General features: G+C 44.0%; 16 protein-coding genes. 4 read left to right on the top strand and 12 right to left on the bottom strand.

Annotated features, from left to right (window positions below):
- Window positions 1-14: 14 nt before the first annotated feature.
- Window positions 15-755, bottom strand: coding sequence for a nitroreductase family protein (locus AAC033_RS09280; RefSeq protein WP_339737334.1), 741 nt, complete (start codon window positions 753-755; stop codon window positions 15-17).
- A 182-nt stretch (window positions 756-937) separates the two neighbouring features.
- Window positions 938-4234 carry an Ig-like domain-containing protein gene (locus AAC033_RS09285; RefSeq protein ID WP_339737336.1) on the bottom strand — a complete coding sequence of 1099 codons (3297 nt, stop codon included), beginning with the start codon at window positions 4232-4234 and terminating at the stop codon, window positions 938-940.
- A gap of 1226 nt (window positions 4235-5460) precedes the next feature.
- Between AAC033_RS09285 and gap the strand changes: the two genes are divergently transcribed.
- Complete coding sequence (gap, locus tag AAC033_RS09290) at window positions 5461-6468, top strand: type I glyceraldehyde-3-phosphate dehydrogenase (RefSeq protein WP_339737338.1); 1008 nt, start codon at window positions 5461-5463, stop codon at window positions 6466-6468.
- 353 nt (window positions 6469-6821) lie between these two features.
- On the opposite strand, the gene AAC033_RS09295 is transcribed toward gap, so the two are convergent.
- The 4 genes from AAC033_RS09295 to AAC033_RS09310 all read right to left on the bottom strand — a co-directional run bounded on the left by AAC033_RS09295 (window position 6822) and on the right by AAC033_RS09310 (window position 10138).
- Window positions 6822-7598, bottom strand: a complete 777-nt coding sequence (locus AAC033_RS09295) for a C4-type zinc ribbon domain-containing protein (RefSeq protein ID WP_339737340.1) — start codon at window positions 7596-7598, stop codon at window positions 6822-6824.
- A 24-nt stretch (window positions 7599-7622) separates the two neighbouring features.
- Window positions 7623-8720 carry a Nif3-like dinuclear metal center hexameric protein gene (locus AAC033_RS09300; RefSeq protein WP_339737342.1) on the bottom strand — a complete coding sequence of 366 codons (1098 nt, stop codon included), beginning with the start codon at window positions 8718-8720 and terminating at the stop codon, window positions 7623-7625.
- Window positions 8721-8816: 96 nt separating this feature from the next.
- Window positions 8817-9155, bottom strand: a complete 339-nt coding sequence (locus tag AAC033_RS09305; protein WP_339737344.1) for a MerR family transcriptional regulator — start codon at window positions 9153-9155, stop codon at window positions 8817-8819.
- 11 nt (window positions 9156-9166) lie between these two features.
- Window positions 9167-10138, bottom strand: a complete 972-nt coding sequence (locus AAC033_RS09310; RefSeq protein ID WP_339737346.1) for a M23 family metallopeptidase — start codon at window positions 10136-10138, stop codon at window positions 9167-9169.
- 387 nt (window positions 10139-10525) lie between these two features.
- Between AAC033_RS09310 and alaS the strand changes: the two genes are divergently transcribed.
- Window positions 10526-13144: an alanine--tRNA ligase gene (gene alaS / locus AAC033_RS09315; protein WP_339737348.1), complete on the top strand. Its 2619-nt coding sequence runs from the start codon at window positions 10526-10528 to the stop codon at window positions 13142-13144.
- Between the two features lie 62 nt (window positions 13145-13206).
- On the opposite strand, the gene AAC033_RS09320 is transcribed toward alaS, so the two are convergent.
- The gene (locus AAC033_RS09320; RefSeq protein ID WP_339737350.1) at window positions 13207-13449 is read right to left on the bottom strand and encodes a DUF2007 domain-containing protein; all 243 of its coding nucleotides are present in this window, start codon (window positions 13447-13449) and stop codon (window positions 13207-13209) included.
- Between the two features lie 43 nt (window positions 13450-13492).
- Entirely contained in the window at window positions 13493-13717 is a 225-nt protein-coding gene (locus AAC033_RS09325; RefSeq protein WP_339737352.1) for a DUF2892 domain-containing protein, read from the bottom strand.
- Window positions 13718-13939: 222 nt separating this feature from the next.
- Between AAC033_RS09325 and ccsB the strand changes: the two genes are divergently transcribed.
- Both ccsB and AAC033_RS09335 read left to right on the top strand, forming a co-directional pair.
- A complete protein-coding gene (gene ccsB / locus AAC033_RS09330) occupies window positions 13940-16987 on the top strand; it encodes a c-type cytochrome biogenesis protein CcsB (RefSeq protein ID WP_339737354.1) in 3048 nt (1015 codons plus the stop codon).
- 75 nt (window positions 16988-17062) lie between these two features.
- The gene (locus AAC033_RS09335) at window positions 17063-18934 is read left to right on the top strand and encodes a long-chain fatty acid--CoA ligase (RefSeq protein ID WP_339737356.1); all 1872 of its coding nucleotides are present in this window, start codon (window positions 17063-17065) and stop codon (window positions 18932-18934) included.
- Window positions 18935-19003: 69 nt separating this feature from the next.
- Here the strand turns inward: AAC033_RS09335 and AAC033_RS09340 are convergent, their stop codons facing one another.
- From AAC033_RS09340 to AAC033_RS09355, 4 genes are all read right to left on the bottom strand, one after another.
- Window positions 19004-19444 (bottom strand): hypothetical protein, encoded by a 441-nt coding sequence (locus tag AAC033_RS09340; protein WP_339737358.1) that lies wholly within the window; start codon window positions 19442-19444, stop codon window positions 19004-19006.
- A 121-nt stretch (window positions 19445-19565) separates the two neighbouring features.
- The gene (locus AAC033_RS09345) at window positions 19566-20354 is read right to left on the bottom strand and encodes an FkbM family methyltransferase (protein WP_339737360.1); all 789 of its coding nucleotides are present in this window, start codon (window positions 20352-20354) and stop codon (window positions 19566-19568) included.
- A 147-nt stretch (window positions 20355-20501) separates the two neighbouring features.
- Window positions 20502-22415, bottom strand: a complete 1914-nt coding sequence (locus tag AAC033_RS09350) for a DUF3857 domain-containing protein (protein WP_339737362.1) — start codon at window positions 22413-22415, stop codon at window positions 20502-20504.
- A gap of 53 nt (window positions 22416-22468) precedes the next feature.
- Window positions 22469-24364, bottom strand: a 1896-nt coding sequence (locus AAC033_RS09355) for a DUF3857 domain-containing protein (RefSeq protein WP_339737364.1), incomplete at its 5' end; no start/stop codon positions are given.

A 24364-nucleotide genomic window follows, 5' to 3' on the forward strand; every position in this document is an offset into this window, starting at 1 on the left:
GCTTTATTTTACAACTACAGTTGGAAACCCTGTTCTCGTAAAGTCTCCAGCAGTTTGGCTGAAAAAAACTCGTTGTCCTGCTTTTTATAACGAACATCGGTAAACACCTGCGCCAGGTTTTCTTTTTGATTTTCGGCCACAAATTGCTTCGAACTTGCCAGACTTTCTTTCTCGGCAAAAAGCTGGTCTACCTGGTCCTTGCTGAAATCAGCATACGTTTCATCATGCATCACCGCTTCCAATGGTAACCGATCGGTTAATGGAGGATTTTGGGCTGGATAGCCAAGTACGATCGCTGTGATTGGCACAACGCCTTTGGGCAGTTCCAACGCCTCAATAAATTCTTTGGCATTGTACAAAGCCGTACCCAGGTAACAAATCCCCAAGCCATGCGATTCGGCCTCAACACTGATATTCTGAGCGAACAAGGAAGCGTCGATTGTTGCGTTCATCAGCCAAAGTAAGTTGTTGTACCCTGCCCCTGCCTCGCGTTGTTCGCACCACTGGTTAAACAGATTGATATCGGCGCAAATGGTCAGCAAAACCGGTGCTTGAATCACCATGGGCTGGTTGAAATGCAAAGGAGCCAGTTTCGCTTTCTTTTCGGCATCCCGTGTGACAATCACACTGTACAGTTGCATGTTCCCGGAATTGGAAGCTCGTGTTCCGGCTTTGATAATCTGTTTCAGAAGTTTTTCAGCAATTGGTTCGGCTTTATATTGACGGATGGACCGGTGTTGAAATAGAAGTTCCATAGCTAGTTGATGATTTTTTTGATTCGACACGGGCAAAGTTAAGGATTTCTTCTGATCGGCATGAAGACAACCGTCAGCCTATTTCTCAAAAAAAAGGAAAAGAGTCAACCGGGAGTTCTGTCAAAAGAAAAAGGGAAGACCAGCGCCCTTCCCTTTTTCTTCAATCAAATTCGGGATGAATATTACTGCTTTACAATTCGCTCGGTTTTGGCAACCGCATCCTCTTTGTCTACTAAAGTGATAAAGTAGATACCACTGCGCAAGTCACCTGTCTGGATATTTTCAGTTGGGTTAACCAAATCCTTCACTCGTTGACCAGCCACGTTAGATATAATGACTCGTGAGAGTCTGCTGGCATTTTTAACCGTGATGTAACCATCAAAAGGGTTTGGATAAACACTAAACTCCTCCGAACCACTTAACTGATCATCAACAGCAGTTGCCCAATCACCAGTGGTAAAAGTCCAGGTGGTTTGGTCACCCAAGCCTGCATAATCGTTTCCAGCGGCATCTTCAAATGCTCCAGCATCAATGTTTACAAAATATTCGACTTGGCGATCCAATCCACCAACTTCAGGATCGTATTCATACGTTACCGTAACCACATTGCCATTTATATCCTCCGAAGACAATGGAATTACCAGTCGGGCTTCGCTCGCTCCAACTCGAGTAATAATCAGATTTCCACCAGTGCCTGTCAGAACCACATCTTCGCTGAATGTCATGACAAACTCAGGATGATTGTTGTTCAATTGTCCGGTTGGTGCAAAGTCAACCAAGGTTGGAGCAGTATTATCGCCAATGGTGTAGGTAAATTCGTCACCTACAAATGTGTTCCCTGCGGCATCCATGATTCCCGTACCCACGGTCAGCGTCAGTACGTCATCATCAGCGCCTGTCATCGTCACCGTAAATTCCGATGCAGTTCCCGGAGTGAAGGTTCCGCCGGTGATGTCGCCGTCAGCAATCGTTACTTCCCGGTTGAAAGTCAGCACAACGTCAAAGGTCTGCGTCATGTTATCACCCGACGCCGGATTAGCCGTTAAGCTAATTGGATCAGCCGTCAGCACAACATCGTAAGTACATCCACGAGAATCAATCACGGTGATGGTATTTTCTCCTTCAATCAAAACAAAGTCAGGACCAGCAGCTGCAACACCGTTCAACTCGTAGGTGTATGGAGCTTCACCGCCAGATGGTGTCAAAGTAACATGGATATCATCCTGGGCGACCTCAGCCGTCAATTCACTTTCAACAGGCATAAGCGTAATCACTTCAGAAGCGTCACCGCACTCGTATAAAGCATATCTTACATAGAACTCATAGGTTCCTTCGTTTGTATCGACATAAGACAGGCCGCCCAGTTCGATTGTTGCGTCAAAAGGCATCCATGCCGACATGGTCCCTGAAACACCTCCAACAACCGGAGCATAGGCTACCTCGAAAGTATGGCCAGGCTCGCCGGATGCAGACACCATAACAGTCACTGACTCCTCGCCAAAGCAGGTTAAATCCTCAACCATAAAGGAAACATCCATGACCTGACCAATCTCAATTGGATCGGACATCACTTCGCAATTTCCATCCATCGCTTTCACGGTGTATGTTGCATTAATTGGAACTACAAATGAAGGGATACTAACAACAGACCCAAAAGTGCTTCCGTTCTGGTAAAGCTGGTAGGTATATGATCCGCTTCCTCCTTCAACTGTAATTTCCAACCAAGCCTCTGTGGCGTCGGGACAGGAGAATACGCCATCAACTTTTAAAAATTCAGTGACAACCAGCTCGTCGGGCTGTGTAATCTCAACGCTGGCTGACGAAGTACAGCCACCGACAAGTTCGGTCACGGTTATTTCATACGTTCCTGCAGCCAAATCGCTGATGACCATTCCTTCGATATCGACGCCATCAACAGATACCACATAGTCAGCGCTTTCCCCGCCATCAATATTCGAAACGGTAATTTCTCCTGTCGCGTCGCCGTTACACAAAATCGGACTCGTAATTGCGGTATCGAATGTTACCGGGGGAACAGCATCTTCAATTTCGACACGCCATTCGGGGGCCGATTCTCCACCAATCATACAACCCGCACCATCCGCATCCTTTACCCAGACAACAAACGTTGCAGCAGTTTCTACGGTGACTGATATGGTGCCATTAATATCAGCGGAAGTCCAACTTGTGGTTTCGCCCGGCAACATCTCGCCAGGAACCGAACCCGTATTTCCATCGACCATAGCCCAGTAGTAGACATAGCCTTCAACACCGCCGGTCGCAGAAATTGTAAATTCTCCAGCTTCCGTGCAGCCAATATGCCGATCAACGGTAGCCTCAAGCATCAAGGCTTCGGCTGGCTCCCATACATTAACTTCAACAGCTTCGGATAAGCACCCGTTGCCGTCTCTGACAAAAACGTCATAATCGCCAGCAGCCAGTCCCGTCACCTCGGCCACGCCTTCTACAACAGCAGTTGTTGTCACTAAAGCGTTAGCATCGTCATACACTTCAACGTTATATCCGGCACCTTCAGTTCCTCCATCAACACCTGTTACTGAAATGATTCCGGTAGCGGCACCTTTGCATAACAAATCCTGCGTAACCTCTGCTGAAAACACAACTGGGTCGATTCCCACAATTGTTGTTGCGGCCATCCCTTCACAAGCTTTGGAGTCAGTAGCCACGACAGTGTAGTCGCCCGCCGGATAACCCATAAAATGATAGGTTCCGCCGGTTGTTGTAGCGGTTTCAAGCTCAGCATCGTCAGCATCTTTCAACACAATAGTATAGTCCGCATCGTTCCCGCCTGTTACCGTTGCCAGAATGTTGCCTTCATCGCTCGAAGGACAAGCAGCTGCGGAAAAACCAGGAGTTAAGTTGATTGTGATAGCACCAGGTTCATTGATTGTAATTGACTGAGCCTCTGTTTCACAACCGTAGCCATCTTTCACCTTAAACTCATAAGTGCCGGCAGTCGTCATCACAATGTCCTTTACGGAACCGGAGATGCTGCGCCATCCTTGGTTGGAAACCAAAATCTCATACGGATTTTCAGCATCGAAAAAACCTCCGGTAATTTCAATATGAGCCACACCATCCCGGGCACCAAAGCACGAAATATCTTGCGGTGTTAGCGTAAAGCTCAGCGGATCCAGATCAGGGGCTGCAACGGTAATCTCATTTGAAACACATGCTGTAGCAATTTCCCGAATGCTGACAGTAAAATTTGCACCTTCGGCAACCTCAAATTGCGGCAAAGAAAGAAAGCCTGCACCATCAAAGTTGAATTCGTAAAGCTCAGCTGAATACCCCTGAACTTCATAGGTTAGCATGGCACTCTCACAATCCGTGCTAACTATCACAACATCACTTTCGGAGATCGCCAGCGTGCACGGCTGAGCATAGCCCCAGGAAGCAATGCAGCAGAACCCGACAAGTAAAGTTAGACTAAGAAACCGAGTAAATTTTTTGCTCATAGAATTTGATTTTAGATTATATTTAATTGATCATGCGGCATTGATCTTCTTCCTCTTATATTCAAGTAAAACAGACCAATCCCTATTCCACTTGTGGAAGAGCGTCCAGCTATCGTAAATTAATCGTTTCATGTGGTTTGCTTGAGAATTTGATGCTTTCTTCGTTCCATCACACTCCTTAGTGGCCTGATCCCATCTGTTCGCAAGGGAGATCAGCCCCAAAGAGCTGCCATTCGCGTCCCGTCGGGGACAGCATGATTCAGGTAAAACATAAAATTAAGCTTGAAATACAAAGGTGCGGAGTAAATGCTTTCCTCATAGTCTTCGGTTTTAGAAGTTTCTATCCCAAATGATTGACCTAGCCTTTTCAGCCATTTTGATATTCAATTGAGACATTCCTTACAAACCTATGAAATTTATCACCAATGTACAAGTACTTTTTCATAACAAAATAAGCTTTTTTTGCACAAATGATCCAACTTATACACACCCGATGGATTGATCCTGTGGCAGTTCAGCAAAAGTCAAAAAATCAAATAAACTTAATTAATCACTTAGTAAACAGAAAGCTTACCGATCTAAATTTCTTGCTGAGAAAATAAAACTTCATCGCAAGCCGTTTCTATGTTTGGCGACACAGCTCCAAAACAATATCTTTACTTCATGAAAGTCCCAGGAATAACAAAGACAAAAACGACTATAAATTTACTCATTACGGCTGGATTCCTGCTCTTGATGGGATTTAGTTCCTGCAAAACATGCCAATGCCCGGCATACAGTCAATTCCCTCGAAAAAAAACACCCCCTGGTTTAATTTCCAACTTGTCACAGACGAGTAAACTGGCATCAGACGCTGCACTTGTCTGCAGTCCGGTGGCAGTAAACGCAAACGACCTACCAGAAAACTTCAATTGAACGCAAAAGCCAAGCCTTGAATTATTTGCAAAAGTTACTTTAACCTGCTGAAAGTAAGCTGAAGTCCTCTTTTGTGGGACATGTGATTCGACGGTGTCCAAAAATCAAACAACCATTCATTCAAATTCCCGTATGTCCATTTACATGCCAACATTAACTGTATTTTAAACCCTCATCAAAAAGGACAATTCAAAATAGAAAAATTTGATCTTCTTAAATTTAGTTAGTTATTTTGTGTGGCTTTGAAAAAAGAATACTTAAAAGCTAATAAATCAAAACAATAATCTTTCATTAATTTTAAATTATCAACTATGTCAAAAATTAAAATCGGTATCAACGGATTTGGCCGCATCGGTCGTTTTGTTTTCCGTCAGGCTGTTGCAAAAGGTACAATTCAAGTGGTTGCAATCAATGACTTGATCGATGTGGACTACATGGCTTACATGCTAAAATACGACTCAACTCACGGACAATTTGATGGCGAAGTTGCTGTTAAAGATGGTAAACTGATCGTTAACGGAGAAGAAATTCGTGTCACTGCTGAAAGAAACCCAAAAGACATTAACTGGGGTGCTGTTGGTGCTGAATATGTTGTTGAATCAACAGGTCTTTTCCTGACAAAAGAATCAGCTCAGGGGCACATTGACGCCGGCGCTAAAAAAGTCGTTTTCTCAGCTCCTTCAAAAGACGATACGCCAATGTTCGTTATGGGTGTGAACGAAAAAACCTACACCAACGAGATGAACTTTGTTTCAAACGCATCATGTACTACCAACTGTTTGGCTCCTGTAGCTAAAGTCCTGAATGACAAATTCGGTATTGTAGAAGGCTTGATGACAACTGTTCACGCAACTACTGCCACTCAAAAAACGGTTGACGGTCCTTCAATGAAAGACTGGAGAGGTGGCCGTGGAGCTGGTCAAAACATTATCCCTTCGTCTACTGGTGCTGCCAAAGCGGTAGGTAAAGTTATTCCTGAACTGAATGGAAAACTGACTGGTATGGCTTTCCGTGTTCCAACTCCAGACGTATCTGTTGTTGACCTGACTGTTCGTTTGGACAAAGGTGCTTCGTACGAAGAAATTTGTGCTGCCATGAAATCAGCTTCTGAAGGCGAATTGAAAGGTATCCTGGGATACACTGAAGACCAAGTGGTTTCTAACGATTTCGTTGGTGACACACGTACTTCAATCTTCGACGCTGGTGCTGGTATTTCTTTGTCTCCAAACTTCGTAAAAGTGGTTTCATGGTACGACAATGAAATGGGTTACTCAGCAAAAGTTTGCGAACTGATCCAATACATGGATTCGGTAAAATAAATTGCAACTTCTTCTCCCAAGACTGCCGAAAGGACAATTTGGGAAGACGATATATAAAAAGGTGTCAGGAAACTGATGCCTTTTTTGTTATTGAAAAGTTGGTGCTTGGTATTAAAAAGTTCGAGCTTAGTGACATCACATAATTGGTCTTTGAACAAATTGATGTTCACCGTAAAAACTATCCCTCGTGTCCTTGTGCCCTCGCTTTTAAAATCAATAGCCGCAACAGCTCCCTCCGTCCCTCTCACATACTCTTCCTCACGCCCTCATCCTACCCTGCCATTAGGGCATAAAAAAACCTTTGAAAGGCGATTGATTCAAAGGCTTTTTTTATATCGATTCAAATTCCTGATCTATTCTGCTCTATTCAACTGTTCTGGTTCCAAAATATCTTTGTCAACCAAGATGCGTCCGCAGTATTCGCAAACAATAATCTTTTTGCGGTTGGCAATGTCCATCTGGCGCTGTGGTGGAATTTTATTGAAACATCCTCCGCAGGCATCACGCTGAACCGTTACAACCGACAAGCCGTTGCGGGCATTCTTGCGGATGCGCTTGAACGCAGTAAGCAAACGAGGTTCGATCATGTTTTCAATTTTCTCCGCCTTGGCTTTCAGCTTTTCTTCCTCAATCTTGGTTTCAGCGGTAATTTCTTCCAATTCTGCCTTTTTGCGCTCCAGGTCTTCCTGACGTTCCGACAAGAGTGTTTTTGAAGATTCAATGGCTTCTTTTTTAGAAGCCAGCTCAGCAGCAAACTCCTTGATGCGTTTTTCTGAAAGCTCAATTTCCAACTTCTGGAATTCAATTTCCTTGTTCAACGAATCGTATTCACGGTTGTTGCGAACGTTGTTTTGTTGCTCAGTGTACTTGGCTATTAAAGCTTCCGATTCTTTAATGGCTGCTTTACGATTCGTAATCGATGTCTCAAGGGTCTTAATATCGTCGCTGTAATTGCTTACGCGCGTAGTCAAACCAGTGATGTCATCTTCCAGATCTTGCACCTCCAGCGGCAATTCACCGCGAAGAGTCTTAATTTTGTCAATATCAGAAACAACTGTTTGTAACTCAAAAAGTGCTTGTAGCTTGTCACTAACCGGAACTGATTTGTCGTCTTGGTACTGTGTATTCATATTTGAATGCTCTAATTTTCTTTGTTAAACCAGGTAGTTTACCGGGTTGGTATTCACCTCTGATAAACGGATGGCAAATTTAGGGAATTTTTTTGTAAGTAATTCATAAAAAACTTCTTTAGTGAATTGCTCACTTTCAAAATGGCCAATGTCGGCCAGCACAATTTTACCTTCGGCTTCGAAATATTGGTGGTATTTTAAATCGGCGGTTACAAGAACATCGGCCTTGGCACCAATGGCCTGTGCTATCAGGAAACTTCCTGAGCCACCACAAACGGCAATTCTTCGTACTTTTTGATTTCGGAGCGGGCTGTGTTTGACAACTGCGGCTCCAAAGGTTTTCCGGGTTAGCCGGAGAAATCTTTTTTCGTCCATCGCTTTGGGAAGTTCACCGATCATGCCAATACCCACTTGCGGATGGACATTATCGAGTGAATAAATATCGTAGGCCACTTCTTCATACGGATGTGCCTCGATTAAAGCCTGAATGACCTTGAACTGCAGGTGTTCTGGAAAAACAGTTTCGAAGCGAAGTTCATTTTCGTAGTGAATTTGTCCGGGTTTTCCGACAAAAGGCTGGGTGTTTTCGCTGCCGCGGAAGCTGCCTTTCCCCGGAATAGTGTAGGCACACGAATCGTAGTTTCCAATGTGCCCGGCTCCGGCATCAAAAACCGCTTGTTGCACTTGGGCCGCCTGTTCAAAAGGAATGAAGGTCACCAGTTTCTTTAATTGTCCGGATGCCGGTGATAGAATTTTGCTATTTTCGAGGCCCAGCTTTTCACAAATCTTGCTGTTTACTCCGCCGTATACGCTGTCGAGGTTGGTGTGTGAGGCGTAAATGGCAATGTTGTGTTGAATGGCTTTGATGACACAGCGCTCCACCTCATTTTTCCCGGTTAGTTTTTTTAATCCGCCAAAAATCAAGGGATGATGAGCAATGACGAGCTTGCTTCTGGTTTCAATGGCTTCGTCCAGAATGGCTTCTGTCACATCCAGGGTGATAAGCGCCTGGCTGATTTCCTGCTCTGGATTTCCAACCAGCAAACCAGCATTGTCGTACGACTCCTGGTAGGCGAGTGGTGCAACCGATTCGAGGTATGTTGTGATTTCCTTCAGCTTCATGTTGTGTATTTTCACTTTCAATGTTGAGGTTTCCTCTATCAAAAAAACCAACAACTAATTATCGATTAACCAATGACTGACTATCCAATAACCCGTTTACTCCATCTTCTCCTTAATCTCGATGAGCATTTGTCGGATTGCTTTTAGCCGGTCAACCAACTCATGTTTGTCCAGCGTGTCTTCTTTATTGTCTTTGAGCTTTTGTTTGGCGCCCTTCAGTGTCAGTCCGCGTTCTTTTACCAGGTGATAAATCAGCTTTATATTTTCAATATCGTCCTTGGTAAACAGCCGGTTACCTTTTTTGTTTTTTTTTGGTTTCAGAATATCAAATTCATTTTCCCAAAAACGAATGTGCGAGGTGTTGACTTGAAACATATCTGCCACCTCGCCAATTGTGTAAAAGACTTTTTCTATTTTCGGTTTTTTGTAAGGCACAGCTTACCGGATTAATCGTACGATTGTCCCATATTCGAAGAAATGGCGACCATCTTTTCATATTCCTGAGGAGTCAGATCCTTGAAATAGAAATATTGAGGATTAACCGCTTGCCCGTTCTTGTGCACCTCGTAATGCAGATGTGGCCCCGATGAGGTTCCGGCACTGCCCACATAGCCAATCACATTTCCGCGTTTGACTTTCTGGCCTTCTTTCACGTTGAATTCATTCAGGTGTCCATAGAGGGTTTCGTAGCCAAATCCGTGATCAATGACAATCCAGCGGCCAAAGCCAACACGTGAGGTCTTTACTTCTTTAACAATACCGTCGCCGGTCGCGTAAATCTCCGTGCCAACAGGTGCTGTAAAGTCCATGCCGTAGTGAAACCGGCGGATTTTATAAATGGGGTGGATCCGAAATCCCCAGCCCGAGGCGGTTCGATCCAAATCTTTGTTTGAAACAGGCATGATCGCCGGAATGCTCGACAGCATTTCTTCTTTATCAAGTGCCAGTTTCAAAACTTCGTCGTAAGATTTGGATTGGATGTAAGCTTCTTTGGCCACCACATCCAGCTTGCGGGCGGTCTTTATAACCAATTCAGAATTTTCCAGACTTTCTAGTTGCGAATATTTGTTGATCCCGCCAAAACCAGCTTTTCGAACGGAATTGGGGATCGGGTCTGCTTCAAAAACAATCCGGTATAAATTATCGTCGCGGTGCTGAATGTCAGTCAGCACATCTTCAATGCTCTCCAGGTTTTGGTACATCAGCTCGTACTGCGACAGCAGCCGTCGATTTTCTCGTTTTAAACTGCGCATTTTGGGTGTTTCGTAAAATTGAAGAAAAACCACAGACAAAATGATGCTTACCATGATGCTGGTCGAGCTGAAGAGTAAAAAACGGTGAATTTTCGATTTTAAGTTGCGTTCAACCTTGTCGTAGCTCAGTGTTTCGGGGTTGAATTTATACTTAACTTTAGCCATAAAAAACCAATTTCTTTTTTCCGGATGAAACAAATTTAAGTAATTAATCTAACTTTGCAAGACTTAAAAAATCAAGCCGATTGACTACCAAACGCAAAAATAGCTTATTTATTGGGTTAATGGGCTTAATAAACTAGCAGTCAAGTGCTTTTTAACAAATTTTAAACGTACAGGCAATCAGTTTAGCTTCAAGGTTGGCCAGTTCAGATTATTAGGATGGGCGTAAGGCGGCGTTTGATGTAGTCAAACTCGTGTTCTGGACAACAGCGAAGAGCCTTAATTTGAAAAAATAGAAACATGAAACGAGCATGTTTAGTCAATGCTAAAGGAAATGATTAAAGTGCGAGTTCCATACGATACCAGATAAGAAATAAACAATTTAATCATATGAATTCCAAAGCAATCAGGAAAGCCTTCCTGGATTTTTTTATTTCAAAACAACATACCATTGTCGATTCGGCCCCCATGGTGGTAAAAAATGATCCTACCCTCATGTTTACCAACGCGGGAATGAATCAGTTTAAAGATATTTTTCTGGGAAACCAGCCAGCTAAATCGGTCCGAGTGGCGGATACTCAAAAATGTTTGCGGGTTTCGGGGAAGCACAACGATTTGGAAGAAGTAGGTCACGATACCTATCACCATACCATGTTCGAAATGTTGGGCAACTGGTCGTTTGGAGATTATTTCAAAGAAGATGCGATTAACTGGGCTTGGGAATTTTTGCACGAAAAAATGGGCATTGCAGCCGACCGGATGTATGCGACTGTGTTTGAAGGCAGCCCCGATGACAAGCTCGAATTGGATGAGGAAGCCAAAATCATGTGGCTAAAACACCTGCCAAAAGAACAGGTGCTGCATGGCAATAAAAAGGATAATTTTTGGGAGATGGGTGATACCGGACCCTGTGGCCCGTGTTCCGAAATTCATGTTGACTTACGCGATGACGACGAACGAGCGAAAAAGCCAGGGGCTGAACTCGTGAATCAGGATCATCCGCTGGTGATTGAAATCTGGAACCTGGTATTCATTCAATTTAACCGGAAAGCTGATGGGCGACTGGAAGAATTGCCGGCTAAGCATGTAGATACAGGTATGGGATTCGAGCGCTTGTGTATGGTGTTGCAAGGCAAAAAATCAAATTATGATACGGACGTCTTTCAGACTGTCATTGCTAAATTGGCCGCACTGTGTGGTAAAAAATATGGCGAAAACGAAAAAGCTGATATCGCCATGCGCGTGATTGCTGATCACTTACGGGCCATTGCTTTTGCCATTGCCGACGGACAGTTGCCCTCGAACAACAAAGCAGGCTATGTCATTCGCCGGATTTTGCGTCGCGCGGTACGCTACGGGTATACCTTTCTGAATTTCCGCGAAGCCTTCATCTACTTGTTGGTGGAAACCTTAAAAGATAATATGGGCGATGCCTTTCCTGAACTCAATTCGCAACAGGTGCTGATCGAAAAAGTGATCAAAGAAGAGGAAGAAAGCTTTTTACGGACGCTGGAAACCGGCATCCGTTTGCTGGACGAAGAAATGAGTCAGGCAAAGAAAGCCGGCACAACTGAAGTTTCAGGTAAGAATGCCTTTGAATTATACGATACCTTTGGATTTCCATTGGATTTGACGGAGTTGATTTTACGCGAAAACGGACTGACCGTCAACCGGGCTGAGTTCGACTCGGAAATGGAAAAACAAAAAAATCGTTCGCGGAATGCGGCCGCACAGGAAACCAGCGACTGGGTAGAGCTGAAGAAAATAGACGAAGTGAAATTTTTGGGATATACTACGCTCGAAGCAAACATCGAGATTGCCCGTTACCGCAAAGTCAAACAAAAAGACAAAGAATTTTACCACCTGGTTTTTGATGACACGCCGTTTTATGGCGAGTCGGGTGGGCAGGTTGGTGACACCGGATACATTGAAACGAATGGTGTTAAAACTAGCATCATCGATACGCAAAAGGAAAATAACCTGATTGTGCACATTGCCAAAGAACTGCCCGCCGATCCCACAGCAACTTTTAAAGCTGTGGTCAATAATCACAAGCGAAAGCTGACGGCCAACAATCACACGGCCACACACTTGCTGGATCAGGCTTTGCGCGAAATACTCGGCACGCATGTCGAGCAAAAAGGCTCGCTGGTTAATGCCGACCACCTGCGCTTTGACTTTGCGCATTTCCAGAAAGTTTCGAAAGAAGAATTGGTGCAGATTCAAAATCGGGTGAACGAGTTGATTCGCCAGAACTTCAGCCAGGAAGAAAAGCAGGATGTGGCTTTTGCTGAAGCGCAGGAAATGGGGGCCATTGCCTTATTTGGTGAAAAATATGGCGATCATGTACGGGTCATCAAATTTGGTGATTCCGTTGAATTGTGCGGAGGAACGCACGTGCCGGCAACCGGGCAAATCGGACAGTTTATTATCACTTCAGAAAGTGCGATTTCGGCTGGTATTCGACGCATTGAGGCCATAACTGCCGATAAAGCTGAAGCCTTCATCAATAAAAATATGGATGAACTGCACGAAGTTCGTGGCTTATTCAACAATACCAAGAACCTGAAAAAGTCGGTTGAAGATTTGCTGGACGAGAATGCCAAACTGAAAAAGCAGTTGGAAGCTTTTGAAAAGCAGGCCGCAGCCGGTGTGAAAGATGAGTTGAAAAAGAAAGTCTCATCGATCCACGGCATCAATGTCATTGCCGAGAAAGTGGCTTTGGATTCCCCGCAAGCAATTAAAGATTTGGCTTTCCAATTAAAAGGCGAAGTGGACAACCTGTTTTTGGTGCTGGGTGCTGAAATTGACGGTAAACCCAGCCTGAGTATCATGATCGCTGATAACCTGGTGAAGGAAAAAGGTTTGAATGCCGGACAAATTGTCCGTGAGGCAGCCAAAGAAATGAAAGGCGGTGGCGGCGGACAGCCATTTTATGCGACCGCTGGAGGCAAAGATGTTTCAGGCATTGAAGCTGCGATTGCCAAAGCCAGATCTTTTGTCAATTAATAGGACTTGAAAACAAACGACATACGAAACGGTTCCATCGGTTAATTCAGGTGGAACCGTTTTTATTCTGCTTCGCGAAAGGCGGCAATCAGTCCGTGCGCTTTTTGCTCATCGGTTTTTTTGATGATAATTTCAACGGGCTCAAAACCACCAGCCGAAACCTGCCAGGGAGCGATGCTTCCCATGAGTTTATTACTGATCAGCGTGACAATACCATGGTCGTTCAGCAACTGGTTGATCATTTCAGCATCAATGGGCTTTCCGGTAAAAATAACCATCGTTTCGGAATCGGGCGATTTTATCATGATTTGGTGTCTATGAAATTATCCCACAAGTTAGATCAATTTCTCAGGATTTTTCCTGCAAATCCTCAACTTTCTTGCATGTATTCAAGCCAAACGGAGCATAAAGCGGGCAGAAACTAATCATGCTGGTTAGTAAGAACACACAAGCAAGAATAAGGAGTATCAACCCCAGGGTGCCAGAGATAACATTGGTGAAATAGAGGATTGCAATCAAAACTGCGATGATTGAGCGGATCACGCGATCGGCCATTCCCATGTTTTTCTTCATTGTTTTTTCGTTTTAAGTGGATTATGCTTTTCTACTGTAATAATCGGTTCAGGGTTTCAATGCGGCAAACAGATCATTTAAGTGGGGCGTCGGCCGGTTTTCGTAAATCCGATAAACCAAAAATCCCAATAAGTGTTAATGTGGTAGTTATTTGGGGGGAAGCGTTTTTTTACTCCGGCGAATAAGTTTATTTTCACTTCTTTTTAAATAAAGACACATTCGATGAAGAGAATATATCAATTTTTGGTTTCCACATCTTTTATGGGTTTTTTACTGTTGGTGATGGCTTTTTCCATGGCTATTGCCACGTTCGTTGAAAGCAGTTATGGCACCCCGGCCGCAAAGGCACTGGTATACAACACTCATTGGTTTGAGCTTGTTTTTTTACTGCTTGGAATCAGTTTAATTCACAATTTTATTAAGTATCGTCAGTATACGTTAAAGAAACTGACGGTCGGAATTTTTCACCTTTCATTTATTGTCATTGTCATTGGCGCGGGTATCACCCGCTACATCAGTTTTGAAGGGATCATGCATATTCGCGAAGGCGAAAGTGCCGACCATATCGTGTCAAGCGATTCCTATTTTACGGTGGAGGCCAATGGGCAGGAAGCGACTGAGCGAGTGCTTTTTTCGGAATTGAGTCCGAAGGAATTCAATCAAAAAATGGAGATTGAAGGCCAATCTGTCCGGATCAAGTCCGTTGGCTTTGTCAAGGATGCGGTGCGAACACCCGTCGAAAGCCAGTCGGGCAATCCCATCGTCGATTTTGTTATTTCAGCGGGACAAGGCATGGAGAGCTTCACCTTTGGAAAAGGACAATTGGTTGATCTTGGTCCGGCTACGGTTGGTTTTGAAGGGCAAGCCGATGTGCGGTTTGAGCAGGAAGGTTCGCAGCTGTTCATTGTGGCCGATCGCGATATGGAAATTCGCTCCATGTCGGGTGGTGAGCCCGAATTGGTGCGCGCAGGAACACGATCCGAGGTGAAGTTGATGCACCTTTACGCTTTTGATGGCTACTTGGTTTTGGTCAAGAAATTTTTTGAAAAAGCCAGCATGCGTGTCTCCAAAGGAAGTCCGGAAAGTTCGAATGAAGATGCGGTAGTGGTTGAAATATCCGATGGAGAACGACAGGCAGTTGTCAATGTTTTTGGACGTGCCGGCCAGATTGGCGATCCGGTGACCTACATGGTGGGCAATACTCCGGTAAAACTAACCTATGGCTCAAAACCTGTTAATCTGCCTTTCAGTTTGAAGTTGCATGATTTTCAATTGGAGCGTTATATCGGTTCCGAAAGTCCATCGTCGTTTGCCAGCGAAATTCAATTGCTGGATCCGGAGCGCGACGTGAAACGTGATGTGCGAATTTTTATGAATAACACCTTACAATACCGGGGCTATCGTTTCTACCAGTCGTCTTACGATCAGGATGAGAAGGGAACAATTCTGTCGGTAAACAAAGATTTTTGGGGAACGATGGTCACCTACCTGGGATATTTGCTTTTGACTGTGGGAATGATTTCATCTCTTTTCAATAAAAATGCTTATTTCCAGTTTTTGGTTCGGCATCTGAAAATGTCGGGAAAAGCCAAAATGGCTGTTGTTTTGCTTGGGCTTCTGCTCGCAGGGAATCAGAGCATGGCTCAAAGTTCAGGTACAGCAGGAATTCCTCGTTTGGATGAGCAGCTTGTGGAAGATTTCTCTCATTTGTGGGTGCATGGCCGCGACGGACGGATTGAGCCGATGTCAACGCTGTCGAGCGAAATTCTTCGGAAGCTGGCCCGTAAATCAACACTCAACGGCATGTCCTCCGATGAAGTAGTGTTGAGCATGCATCTTTATCCCGAACTCTGGCGTTCGGTTCAATTCATTAAGATTGATAAGGAAATAGCCGCCTCCATTGGGCTGCAAGACAAATATGCCCGGGTGATCGATTTGTTTGACATGGATGGAAACTACCGGATTACCGAGCAGGTACGGGCTGCTTTTGCCAAAGCGCCGGCATTGCGCAGTAAGCTTGACAAAGAGTATATCTTTTTGGACGAGCGAATCAACATCAGCTTTATGGTCTTTAAAGGCGATTTGCTGACTTTCTTTCCTCCGGCAAATCAAACCGATGCCTGGTGGGCGGTGGGCAGTAATCCAACAGGTTACCCGGCTGCAGATTCGTTGTTTGTGAACCGAAGTTTCAACCTGCTGGCGGACGGCGTTAAATCAGACAGCGATATTCAGCCCCGGCAAATCATGGCGACCGTTGCTGCTTTTCAGGAAAAATTTGGCGCCGAAATTTTGCCATCGGAGCAAAAGAAATCGGCTGAAATGCTCTACAACAAATACCAACCCTTTAAGCGGGTTTTCCCCTGGTACCTGTTAACCGGCTTTGTTTTGCTGAGCATTCTCTTTGTGAATATTTTCCGCCAAAAACCGATGCATAAAATTACCAGGTACAGTTTTAGCGGACTGATCTTTTTAGGTTTTCTGGTGCATACAGTTGGACTGATCGTCCGTTGGTACATCTCGGGCCGGGCTCCCTGGAGCAACGGTTACGAGTCGATGATTTATGTGGCCTGGGCGGCTATGTTAGCCGGGGTTATCTTCGGAAGGAAGTATCCGATGGTATTAGGCACAGCGGCTATTTTATCCGGAATCACCTTGTTTGTGGCGCATCTGAACTGGATGAACCCGGAGATCACTCCGCTGGTTCCGGTGTTGAAATCCTATTGGCTCATGATTCATGTTTCCATTATTACAGCTAGCTATGGATTCCTTGGGCTGAGTGCTTTTCTTGGTATTCTGGTGCTGATGTTATACGCCATCATGAAAAAAAGCAACCAGAAAAATGTCGATTATTTTATCGATCAGCTGACCACCATCAGCGAACTTTCGGCAACCATTGGCTTGTATATGCTAACGATTGGGACTTTCCTCGGAGGCGTTTGGGCAAACGAAAGCTGGGGCCGCTATTGGGGCTGGGATCCAAAGGAAACCTGGGCTTTGATTACGGCCGTGATTTATGCTTTCATCGTTCATATGCGTTTGATACCGTCACTTCGGGGGCGTTACAACTATAACCTGGCTACCGTGATTGCATTTAGCTCGGTGCTGATGACTTACTTTGGGGTCAACTATTTCTTGTCAGGCTTGCATTCCTATGGAAAGGGATCAGCCGACGGAATCCACTGGGCGGTTTATGCTTCGATTGGTGTCATTACGGTGCTGGCCATTTGGTCCTATGTCAATTACAAGAAGTACGAGGAAGTTGCCGAATAGATTAATGTCAATGCTCGCGGATGCATAAAATATTAACTTTGCCCGGTTGACTAAGTTTTAACTAAAGCATAAAACATGAGAAAAGATGTGAAGCGGACATTCGACATTCTTGATTTGTGTGAAGAAAGCTATCCCCGCGAAGATGCCTTAGCCGGAAAAACCAATGGCAAATGGTACACCTACTCTACTTCAGAATACAAGAGAAAGTCTCATCAATTTGCGATGGGGATGTTGGCCCTTGGGCTTCAACGGGGCGATAAGGTTGCTACGGTAACCACCAATCGTCCGGAATGGAATTTTGCAGACATGGGTCTGGCGATGGCCGGGATGGTGCATGTGCCCATTTATCCAACCATTAGCGAAGAGGAGTACAGCTACATTTTGGAACACGCTGAAGTCAGATATTTGATTGTAGGCGATAAGAAGTTGTTCGAAAAGATCTATCCTGTTACACAGGAAATTTCTTCGATTCAGGGGGTTTATGCTTTCGAAGATTTTGAGGACTGCAAGCACTTCCGTGAAATCATGGAATTAGGGAAAGAGCACGAAGCGGAATGGGCACAAAAGCTGGAAGAGATCAAGGACTCGGTTTCACCTGACGATTTGGCCACCATCATTTATACTTCTGGAACAACAGGGGTCCCGAAGGGTGTTATGCTCACCCAGGAGAACCTGGTTTCCAACTTCACGACCCATGCTAACATGCACGATTTGGGTAAAGGTCACCGGGTGATCAGTTTTTTGCCACTCTGTCATGTGTACGAACGCAGTGTCAATTATCATTTTCAATACAAGGGCATGGGCGTTTATTACGTCGGAAACCTGGGGCAGATTGTGGCTGCCATTAAGGAAATCAAACCCCACATGTTTAACTCGGTGCCGCGTTTGCTGGAGCGTGTGTATGATGGCTTTGTATCGAAAGGAAACGAGCTGACCGGGATTAAAAAAGTCATTTACTTTTGGGCGCTGAGCCTGACCCGTCACTTCGAATATAACAAAAAATACAACTTTTTTGTCCGAATGCAGATTCGGTTGGCCGATCAACTTGTTTACTCCAAATGGCGCGAAGCCTTGGGCAACAATATTGTGTATGTGGTTTCGGGTGGCGCAGCGCTACAGCCCCGAATTGCACGGGTTTTAGGCATGGCGGGCATGCTGACACTCGAAGGTTACGGACTGACGGAAACTTCGCCGGTTATTGCTGTGAACAATCCGGCCTTGAAGGAAATGAGAATCGGTACGGTGGGCCCGGTTTTGGATGGAGTAGAAGTAAGAATTGCCGACGACGGAGAAATTTTATGCAAAGGACCTTCGGTAATGAAAGGTTACTATAAAGCGCCGGATCTAACCGCCGAGGTGATCGATGAAGAAGGCTGGTTTCATACCGGCGACATTGGCGTGCTCGAAGATGGGAAGTACCTGAAAATAACCGACCGCAAAAAAGAGATGTTTAAAATGTCGGGGGGCAAATATATTGCCCCGCAAATGATTGAAAATAAGTTGAAGGAATCTTTTTTCATCGAGCAGGCAATGGTGATTGGGGAGAATGAAAAGTTTGCAAGCGCGCTGATCTCTCCCAATTTCGAATACCTTCATGACTGGTGTTCGCAGCATAAAATTCACTTCCGCGACAACGAAGAGTTGATTCAGAAGAAAGAAGTCATTTCGCAAGTTTTTAAAGAAGTGGCTGCCATAAACAAAAGTTTGGGACAGCACGAAGAGATTAAACGATTCCGATTGGTTTGCGAAGAATGGACCCCGCAATCCGGTGAGTTGTCGCCCACTCTGAAACTGAAGCGTAATGTAGTTAGTAAGAAATATCAGCACATTATCGACGAAATTTATGCTTCAAAGCTAACCAACGGCGGTAACGGACTGAAGTTTCCGCGAGTGAAAGTGAATCTTCGATTCGATGTGAATGAGTTGCTGAAGAAATTGAAGATATAATAAAAGGCCATCGAATTTGATGGCCTTTTATTATATTTTCAATCGTTCCGTGTCTAAGAACAAGGGGAGCTACATGATCACTCTTCCCCATGGAATGCCTACAAGTAGGAGTATGTATGCAATTGCAAAATAGACCAGTGCAGCCCCAAATTTCTTTCGCGGCGAAGTGGCCTTTTTTGATTTACTCCGTCCGATGTGAACCAATACAACCGCGACTAGCATCATCAGGAAATGTTCAACCAGATAAAAACGTAGCTCTGGGTTTTTCATCGCTGCCCCTATGTTTTGAAAAGCGGCTTTGGTGATTGGGCTGATAAAAAAGTAGAGTGCCAGACCAACTAACAATTGGACATCCATAACCGCTGTGAAAACAATCCCCAAAATATTGTCTGATTTTTCCCAGCGTTTATGACTAAACCAACTCATGAAATATTTTAGTAGCGTAATCAAAGCCACGACTAAAACCAACCAACGTAAGGTGTTATGCAAATGTAGAAATCCTGTGTACATGTCTTCAGTATTAAATTATTCTCTTTAAACGTTTTCCCGGACTTTTGGTTGAAAATATCTGGCTTAATCGGCTCAACTCGCTCAATCCCCGAATGAACATCAGTCTGACGGTTATCTCTAATTACCTCTGAATGTATTTGTTAATTGAATGGTTGAGTTTGTCACTGTGAATGAACAGAATGTCGCGCGATTCTTTTTCGTTGGTCGGCAGAAGTCTGCCATTCTGGAGCGTGAATGCATCAAACCCGTTTTTTCCGAAAAACTCGAGCATCTGCCTTCTGTTAGCTCCAGCGGTTTCCACCAGCAAAATTGGTTTATACCGATTAATCAGCCACCTCATTTCAGGTAGTACAACCGTTTCATAACCTTCAATATCACATTTAATGAAGTCGAGCTGTTCCAAATCACGAAACAATTCACTTCCCCTCCGCATCATGGCTTCAGAAACAATATCCGTTTCAGCGCTTACGGCAGCTCTATTGTCTACAACAAAATGCGACCCTGAACCGATGTAACCTTTTTTGAGCCGGGTGTTATTGCCAAGTTCAATGGTTTTGTTTTCAGTCCCCAACGCGAAGGGATAAATCTGAAGATTCTTAAGTCGTTTGGTGTTTTGACGAAGAACATTTCGCACGGGTTCCACAGGCTCCACAGCATGCACTTTCCCAGCTTCGCCCACCAGTCTCGAAAAATGCACGGTGAGGTAGCCCAGGTTGGCACCAATGTCAACCACCACATCTCCCTGCTTGATCAAATGTTTTAAGAAGTACGGATATTCAAACGCTTTGCTGAGTTTTAATACTCCCGTGTTGAAAGCAAAAAAATAAGCCTTACTCAACACCAGCAGGTAGTTTTCGAAGGAAAGCGAACGGAAAAGTATTGTTCGGATAATGGAGCCAATTTTCTTCATTGGTTAATTCAATTCTATTTTTTTATGAATAAGCGGCAGGGCATTTTCGTTTTATGACTGGCCCGCATTGCAAATATACTATTTCCTTTGGCTTTGAGTTGACCCGTTTGTACAGACAGTTTGGGAAGCCTGCGTTAAAGGCTTTTTTTAGCTTGATTTTTTCTTGAGAACAATCTTTTCTTTTTCCTGGCTGTTGCAGCGTTCCAGAAAGTGATTGATTTCATCAAACAGGAAACTATGATAGGTGCCAGAGTTAATCTTAGCAGTTCGGATGATGATAATTCGATCGCCTTTGTCAACCCCATAGACTAGTTTGTAGGATCCGTAAACCGAAGAAATATCTAAGCTTTCCGGGACGAATTCGATCGTGTAATTCACAGGTATTGTAATGTTTAACGTGTCGTTGTATACGTAGCCATTGGGTTCATAAATGGGGTGGTTTCGATCGTTCTTTATACTGGTATGAAAGGCGTTTGGGTAGAGAAAAGCTGGCTCAACAAATAGTCGGTCTCCGGTTTTAATAGCATAGCTTGTTAATTTTCCTTCGGTGCTTAACACAGCTTTTGCTTGGTCACCGGAGCAACTGTTAATACTGTAGTTTTTTAGTTCCAGCCCATTGACGGAAAATGACTTCATCAGCGCCCTTTTTTGTTCTTCCTTTGACATATTAAGCAGTGCGAAGACCACCTCATACAAATAGTTGTTAAACGTCGTCCGCACGTCAAAATCAGCCTCTCGGGTTTCCTGTAATATCGTGTTGATCGTTGAATTTCTATAATTACTTTCCGGGCTGTAAGTCGGCGTTTTTGCCAGGGTTCCGCCCGCTTCGCTGATCAGCAGTCCGTACCGGTCGGAGTTGCTCGAGCCAATATATCCAAATGGAAACTTCTGATTGGTGCATTCGAGCCATATTGTGTCGTTTTTAGCAGGGACGCATAAAATGATATGGTTTGTTTGGTTGAGACTGGTAAAATCGGGATACTTTATTTTTCTGTACGACCCATTTCCGATGACGGTGTAATACGAATCAATACCAATCCCCTTTAATAGTGAATGCATGTAGTTGCTAAGCGCTTTACAGTCTCCATAGCCTTTGCTGTCAACATCAGCTGCGGGGAAAGGCTGAAAACCTCCGATCCCTAAAGCAATGTTCACGTATCTTGTTCGGCTTTGCATGTATTCATACAAGGTTTTTACCTTCTCTTTTTCCGAAGTGATTGTATCTGTCAACAGCTTGATTTTTTCCAGTGTTTCGAAAGGCAACTCAACTTTGTTTTGCATGAGCATGTAAACCCATTTTCCCAAATTCTCCCAATTGCCAAAATCGCCTGTGTAACCTTCGTAAGTGACTTGAATTGGAGAGAGTAGTACCGTTGGGAGCAAATCAAGATATGACGGAGATAAGAATTCTGATTTAACTGCTGGCACATTTTCGCTATGCCAATGGTATCTGTTTGTTTTATCAGTTTCTTCAAACTCGAAGTTAAAGTTTCCGTTCAGTGCTCGATAATTCAGTCCCAGCTCTTTGGGCGATTGAAAGTTTAGCCGAGCCTTTTCAACCGAAATATTGAACCAATCCGTTGGATGCCAATTGGCAAAACTGACAACAGCTTTGTGGTCTATGGAGTACGAGTATCTGACGGTGTACGGATAATAGTTATAAGAGGGTGAGTATTGTTTGATCCGGCTGTCGCTAAACAGCGTGGAACTGCTCAGGTAGGCATAGTCGTTGATGTCTTTTTTCTTAATGTTCTTAACGAGTTGACCATCTTTGTCAAAAATGCTCAGTTCCATAGATTTTACTTCGGAGTTTCGGTCGTAGTAGATTTCCAGGTGAGCCGCTGATCTTCCATTTTCATTCAATACGGTTACGACATAGTCCACGGTTTTTTGGTATCGGTCAATGGCACTTCTTTCATAGTCTGTCGAAAAATATCGAATTACCGCATCGGCATCTTTTTTCAGGGAATCTGCAATGGTGGATGCATCCCAATTGTCTTGGCCGAACAAAGAAAACGAAGCAAATAGGCCAAGGAATACCGTGAATATATGTCTTTTCATAAGCTGCTGTTTCTGTCTCCAACGAGGTTTATTTTTCTTGGATGGAAGCTTTTTTAAATCGCTTTTAGGATGATGAGTTCGTTTTGTTTGTCGATCACATACTGGAAAAAAGACTTTAACGATTCATATTCATCTGGCAGGAAAATGCTTTTGCTGAGCACCAGTTTTAGACTGACATTAAGTGTCGGACCTACTGACTGAATTTGAAAATGAAAGGTGCCGTTATTTTCAGGGAGTTTGACGATTAAGGGATCGGGCAGCTCTGTAATCTCAAGGTTATTAGGAATGAGATAGCTGTAGTTGTTTTGGAAAATATACGGGTAGTCAAATTCGACGGGGAATTCTCTTTTTTCCAACTTAAAAGGATTATCCTTGAAAAACGGGTCTAAAGTAGGCGAAAAGTAAATCATTGTACCAGCACCGTTCAATCCTTTTTTTTGCACCATGTTGTACTGAAAACTCAGGTTTTGACTGTTTTCTTCCAAACCTTTCACTTTAAGGTTTTCAATTTTAAACCCGGTGCCGGTTTCTTCCAACTCCGTCAGGTAGCTATGAACATCGTTGGCTTCTGCAAGCTTCGATTTGTAATCAAAAGCGCCATATTCAGATAGCTGTTTGCTCACTTTCCCTGACATATTGAAGGCACTGTCAATTGACACAAGATACGTTGCATTTACAGCGTACGGTTTGTAGTCCATCAAATTGATCCACTTTTCAGTTTGGTTTCCAATTACTCGTCCTTTATCATTCAGACACCTGATGGGGATCAGATTCAGCATGGAGTTGGGGTCGGTGGCATCCAGCAGGTAGGTTTTTTCACCCAGCTCAACCTTGGCAATGACATAGTTGAACCGACTCAATGATGGGTGGGAGGGATGAATAATCCCATTGTCCTGTGTGCTGAGAACAACCGGATTACTCTTAAATCCAAGCTCACGCAACAAAGCGACAAGGTTTAAGTTGACATCGGCGCTGTTTCCTTCGCCATCTTTGCAAGCACTGTTGAGCGTTGATTTTAGATATTTGTTTCTGTTGCCGTTCCAGTGAATTTTTTTCTGAATTTGGTGAAGAGCAGAACTTAGCAGGGCTTCATTTTCGAGACCAAGTCCGGATAAATACACGATATCATCTTTTAGGTGATTGACTCGATTAAGTGCTTTCCCAAAATACTCGCTGTCGAGGAGCATTTCGTCAACTTCTTCCCAACTCGTTGTATAGTATTTCAGCGGTTGATCAGGGAACTTGGTATACTGGAGTTCAAAGTCGACTTTAGACATGTAGTTATCACCTGTTCTTAAGAACTGTTCTTTTGGGAACGAGGTGATGTTGTTGGCCAGATAATGAAAGGTTTTCTCTTCAAATTCAACTTCGCTGCTGCGCATTTCAGACTTTACAATATAGTCGCCCGTTCGTTCCGTACTACGAAAGATTATCTTGTTTCTTCTGCTGCCGGTTGTGATACTAACAGGAAAATATCCAAATTGGCTCTGATTGTAGTTAAAATACTCTGGAATACTGACAAAGTATTCGCTGTGCAGCACTGGGATGCTCCGTTGGAACTGCCATTCCTGCAAGTTGAACAGAAAGTCGGATACGATGGTGTATTCAATTTCAATGATTGAGCCTTCTTTGATGTTGGGCATGGCAAATTTTAGCGTTTGCCAATTCTCGCTGGTCTCTTCGGTCAGCAGATCACTTCTATCGAGTTTGCTTTTTTCGATTTTCCCATCAGTAAAATTGTAGGTGTACGCTCTAATTGACGAAATTTCTTCTTTGCCGTTATTGTTTTGAAAAAGTGCTATTCTAACATCTCCCCATGAAAAGCCTTCGTTGTCAACGATCTTAATTCTTAAATGCCTGTCGAAATGCAATTGAAATCCTTTGCTTTCAATGGCGGTGTTATATTTGAAGTTAGTCGTTCCATAATCAAATATAAAAAAGGCGTGTGC

Source organism: uncultured Sunxiuqinia sp. (assembly GCF_963974515.1).
GTDB lineage: Bacteria > Bacteroidota > Bacteroidia > Bacteroidales > Prolixibacteraceae > Sunxiuqinia.

Bases quoted from the DNA above. Each gene is read 5' to 3' on its own strand.
- AAC033_RS09335 (WP_339737356.1), top strand. From the start codon at position 17,063: ATGAGAAAAGATGTGAAGCGGACATTCGACATTCTTGATTTGTGTGAA.
- AAC033_RS09280 (WP_339737334.1), bottom strand. From the start codon at position 755: ATGGAACTTCTATTTCAACACCGGTCCATCCGTCAATATAAAGCCGAA.
- AAC033_RS09300 (WP_339737342.1), bottom strand. From the start codon at position 8,720: ATGAAGCTGAAGGAAATCACAACATACCTCGAATCGGTTGCACCACTC.
- gap (WP_339737338.1), top strand. From the start codon at position 5,461: ATGTCAAAAATTAAAATCGGTATCAACGGATTTGGCCGCATCGGTCGT.
- AAC033_RS09320 (WP_339737350.1), bottom strand. From the start codon at position 13,449: ATGATAAAATCGCCCGATTCCGAAACGATGGTTATTTTTACCGGAAAG.
- AAC033_RS09285 (WP_339737336.1), bottom strand. From the start codon at position 4,234: ATGAGCAAAAAATTTACTCGGTTTCTTAGTCTAACTTTACTTGTCGGG.
- AAC033_RS09340 (WP_339737358.1), bottom strand. From the start codon at position 19,444: ATGTACACAGGATTTCTACATTTGCATAACACCTTACGTTGGTTGGTT.
- AAC033_RS09350 (WP_339737362.1), bottom strand. From the start codon at position 22,415: ATGAAAAGACATATATTCACGGTATTCCTTGGCCTATTTGCTTCGTTT.
- AAC033_RS09325 (WP_339737352.1), bottom strand. From the start codon at position 13,717: ATGAAGAAAAACATGGGAATGGCCGATCGCGTGATCCGCTCAATCATC.
- AAC033_RS09310 (WP_339737346.1), bottom strand. From the start codon at position 10,138: ATGGCTAAAGTTAAGTATAAATTCAACCCCGAAACACTGAGCTACGAC.
- AAC033_RS09295 (WP_339737340.1), bottom strand. From the start codon at position 7,598: ATGAATACACAGTACCAAGACGACAAATCAGTTCCGGTTAGTGACAAG.
- ccsB (WP_339737354.1), top strand. From the start codon at position 13,940: ATGAAGAGAATATATCAATTTTTGGTTTCCACATCTTTTATGGGTTTT.
- AAC033_RS09345 (WP_339737360.1), bottom strand. From the start codon at position 20,354: ATGAAGAAAATTGGCTCCATTATCCGAACAATACTTTTCCGTTCGCTT.
- alaS (WP_339737348.1), top strand. From the start codon at position 10,526: ATGAATTCCAAAGCAATCAGGAAAGCCTTCCTGGATTTTTTTATTTCA.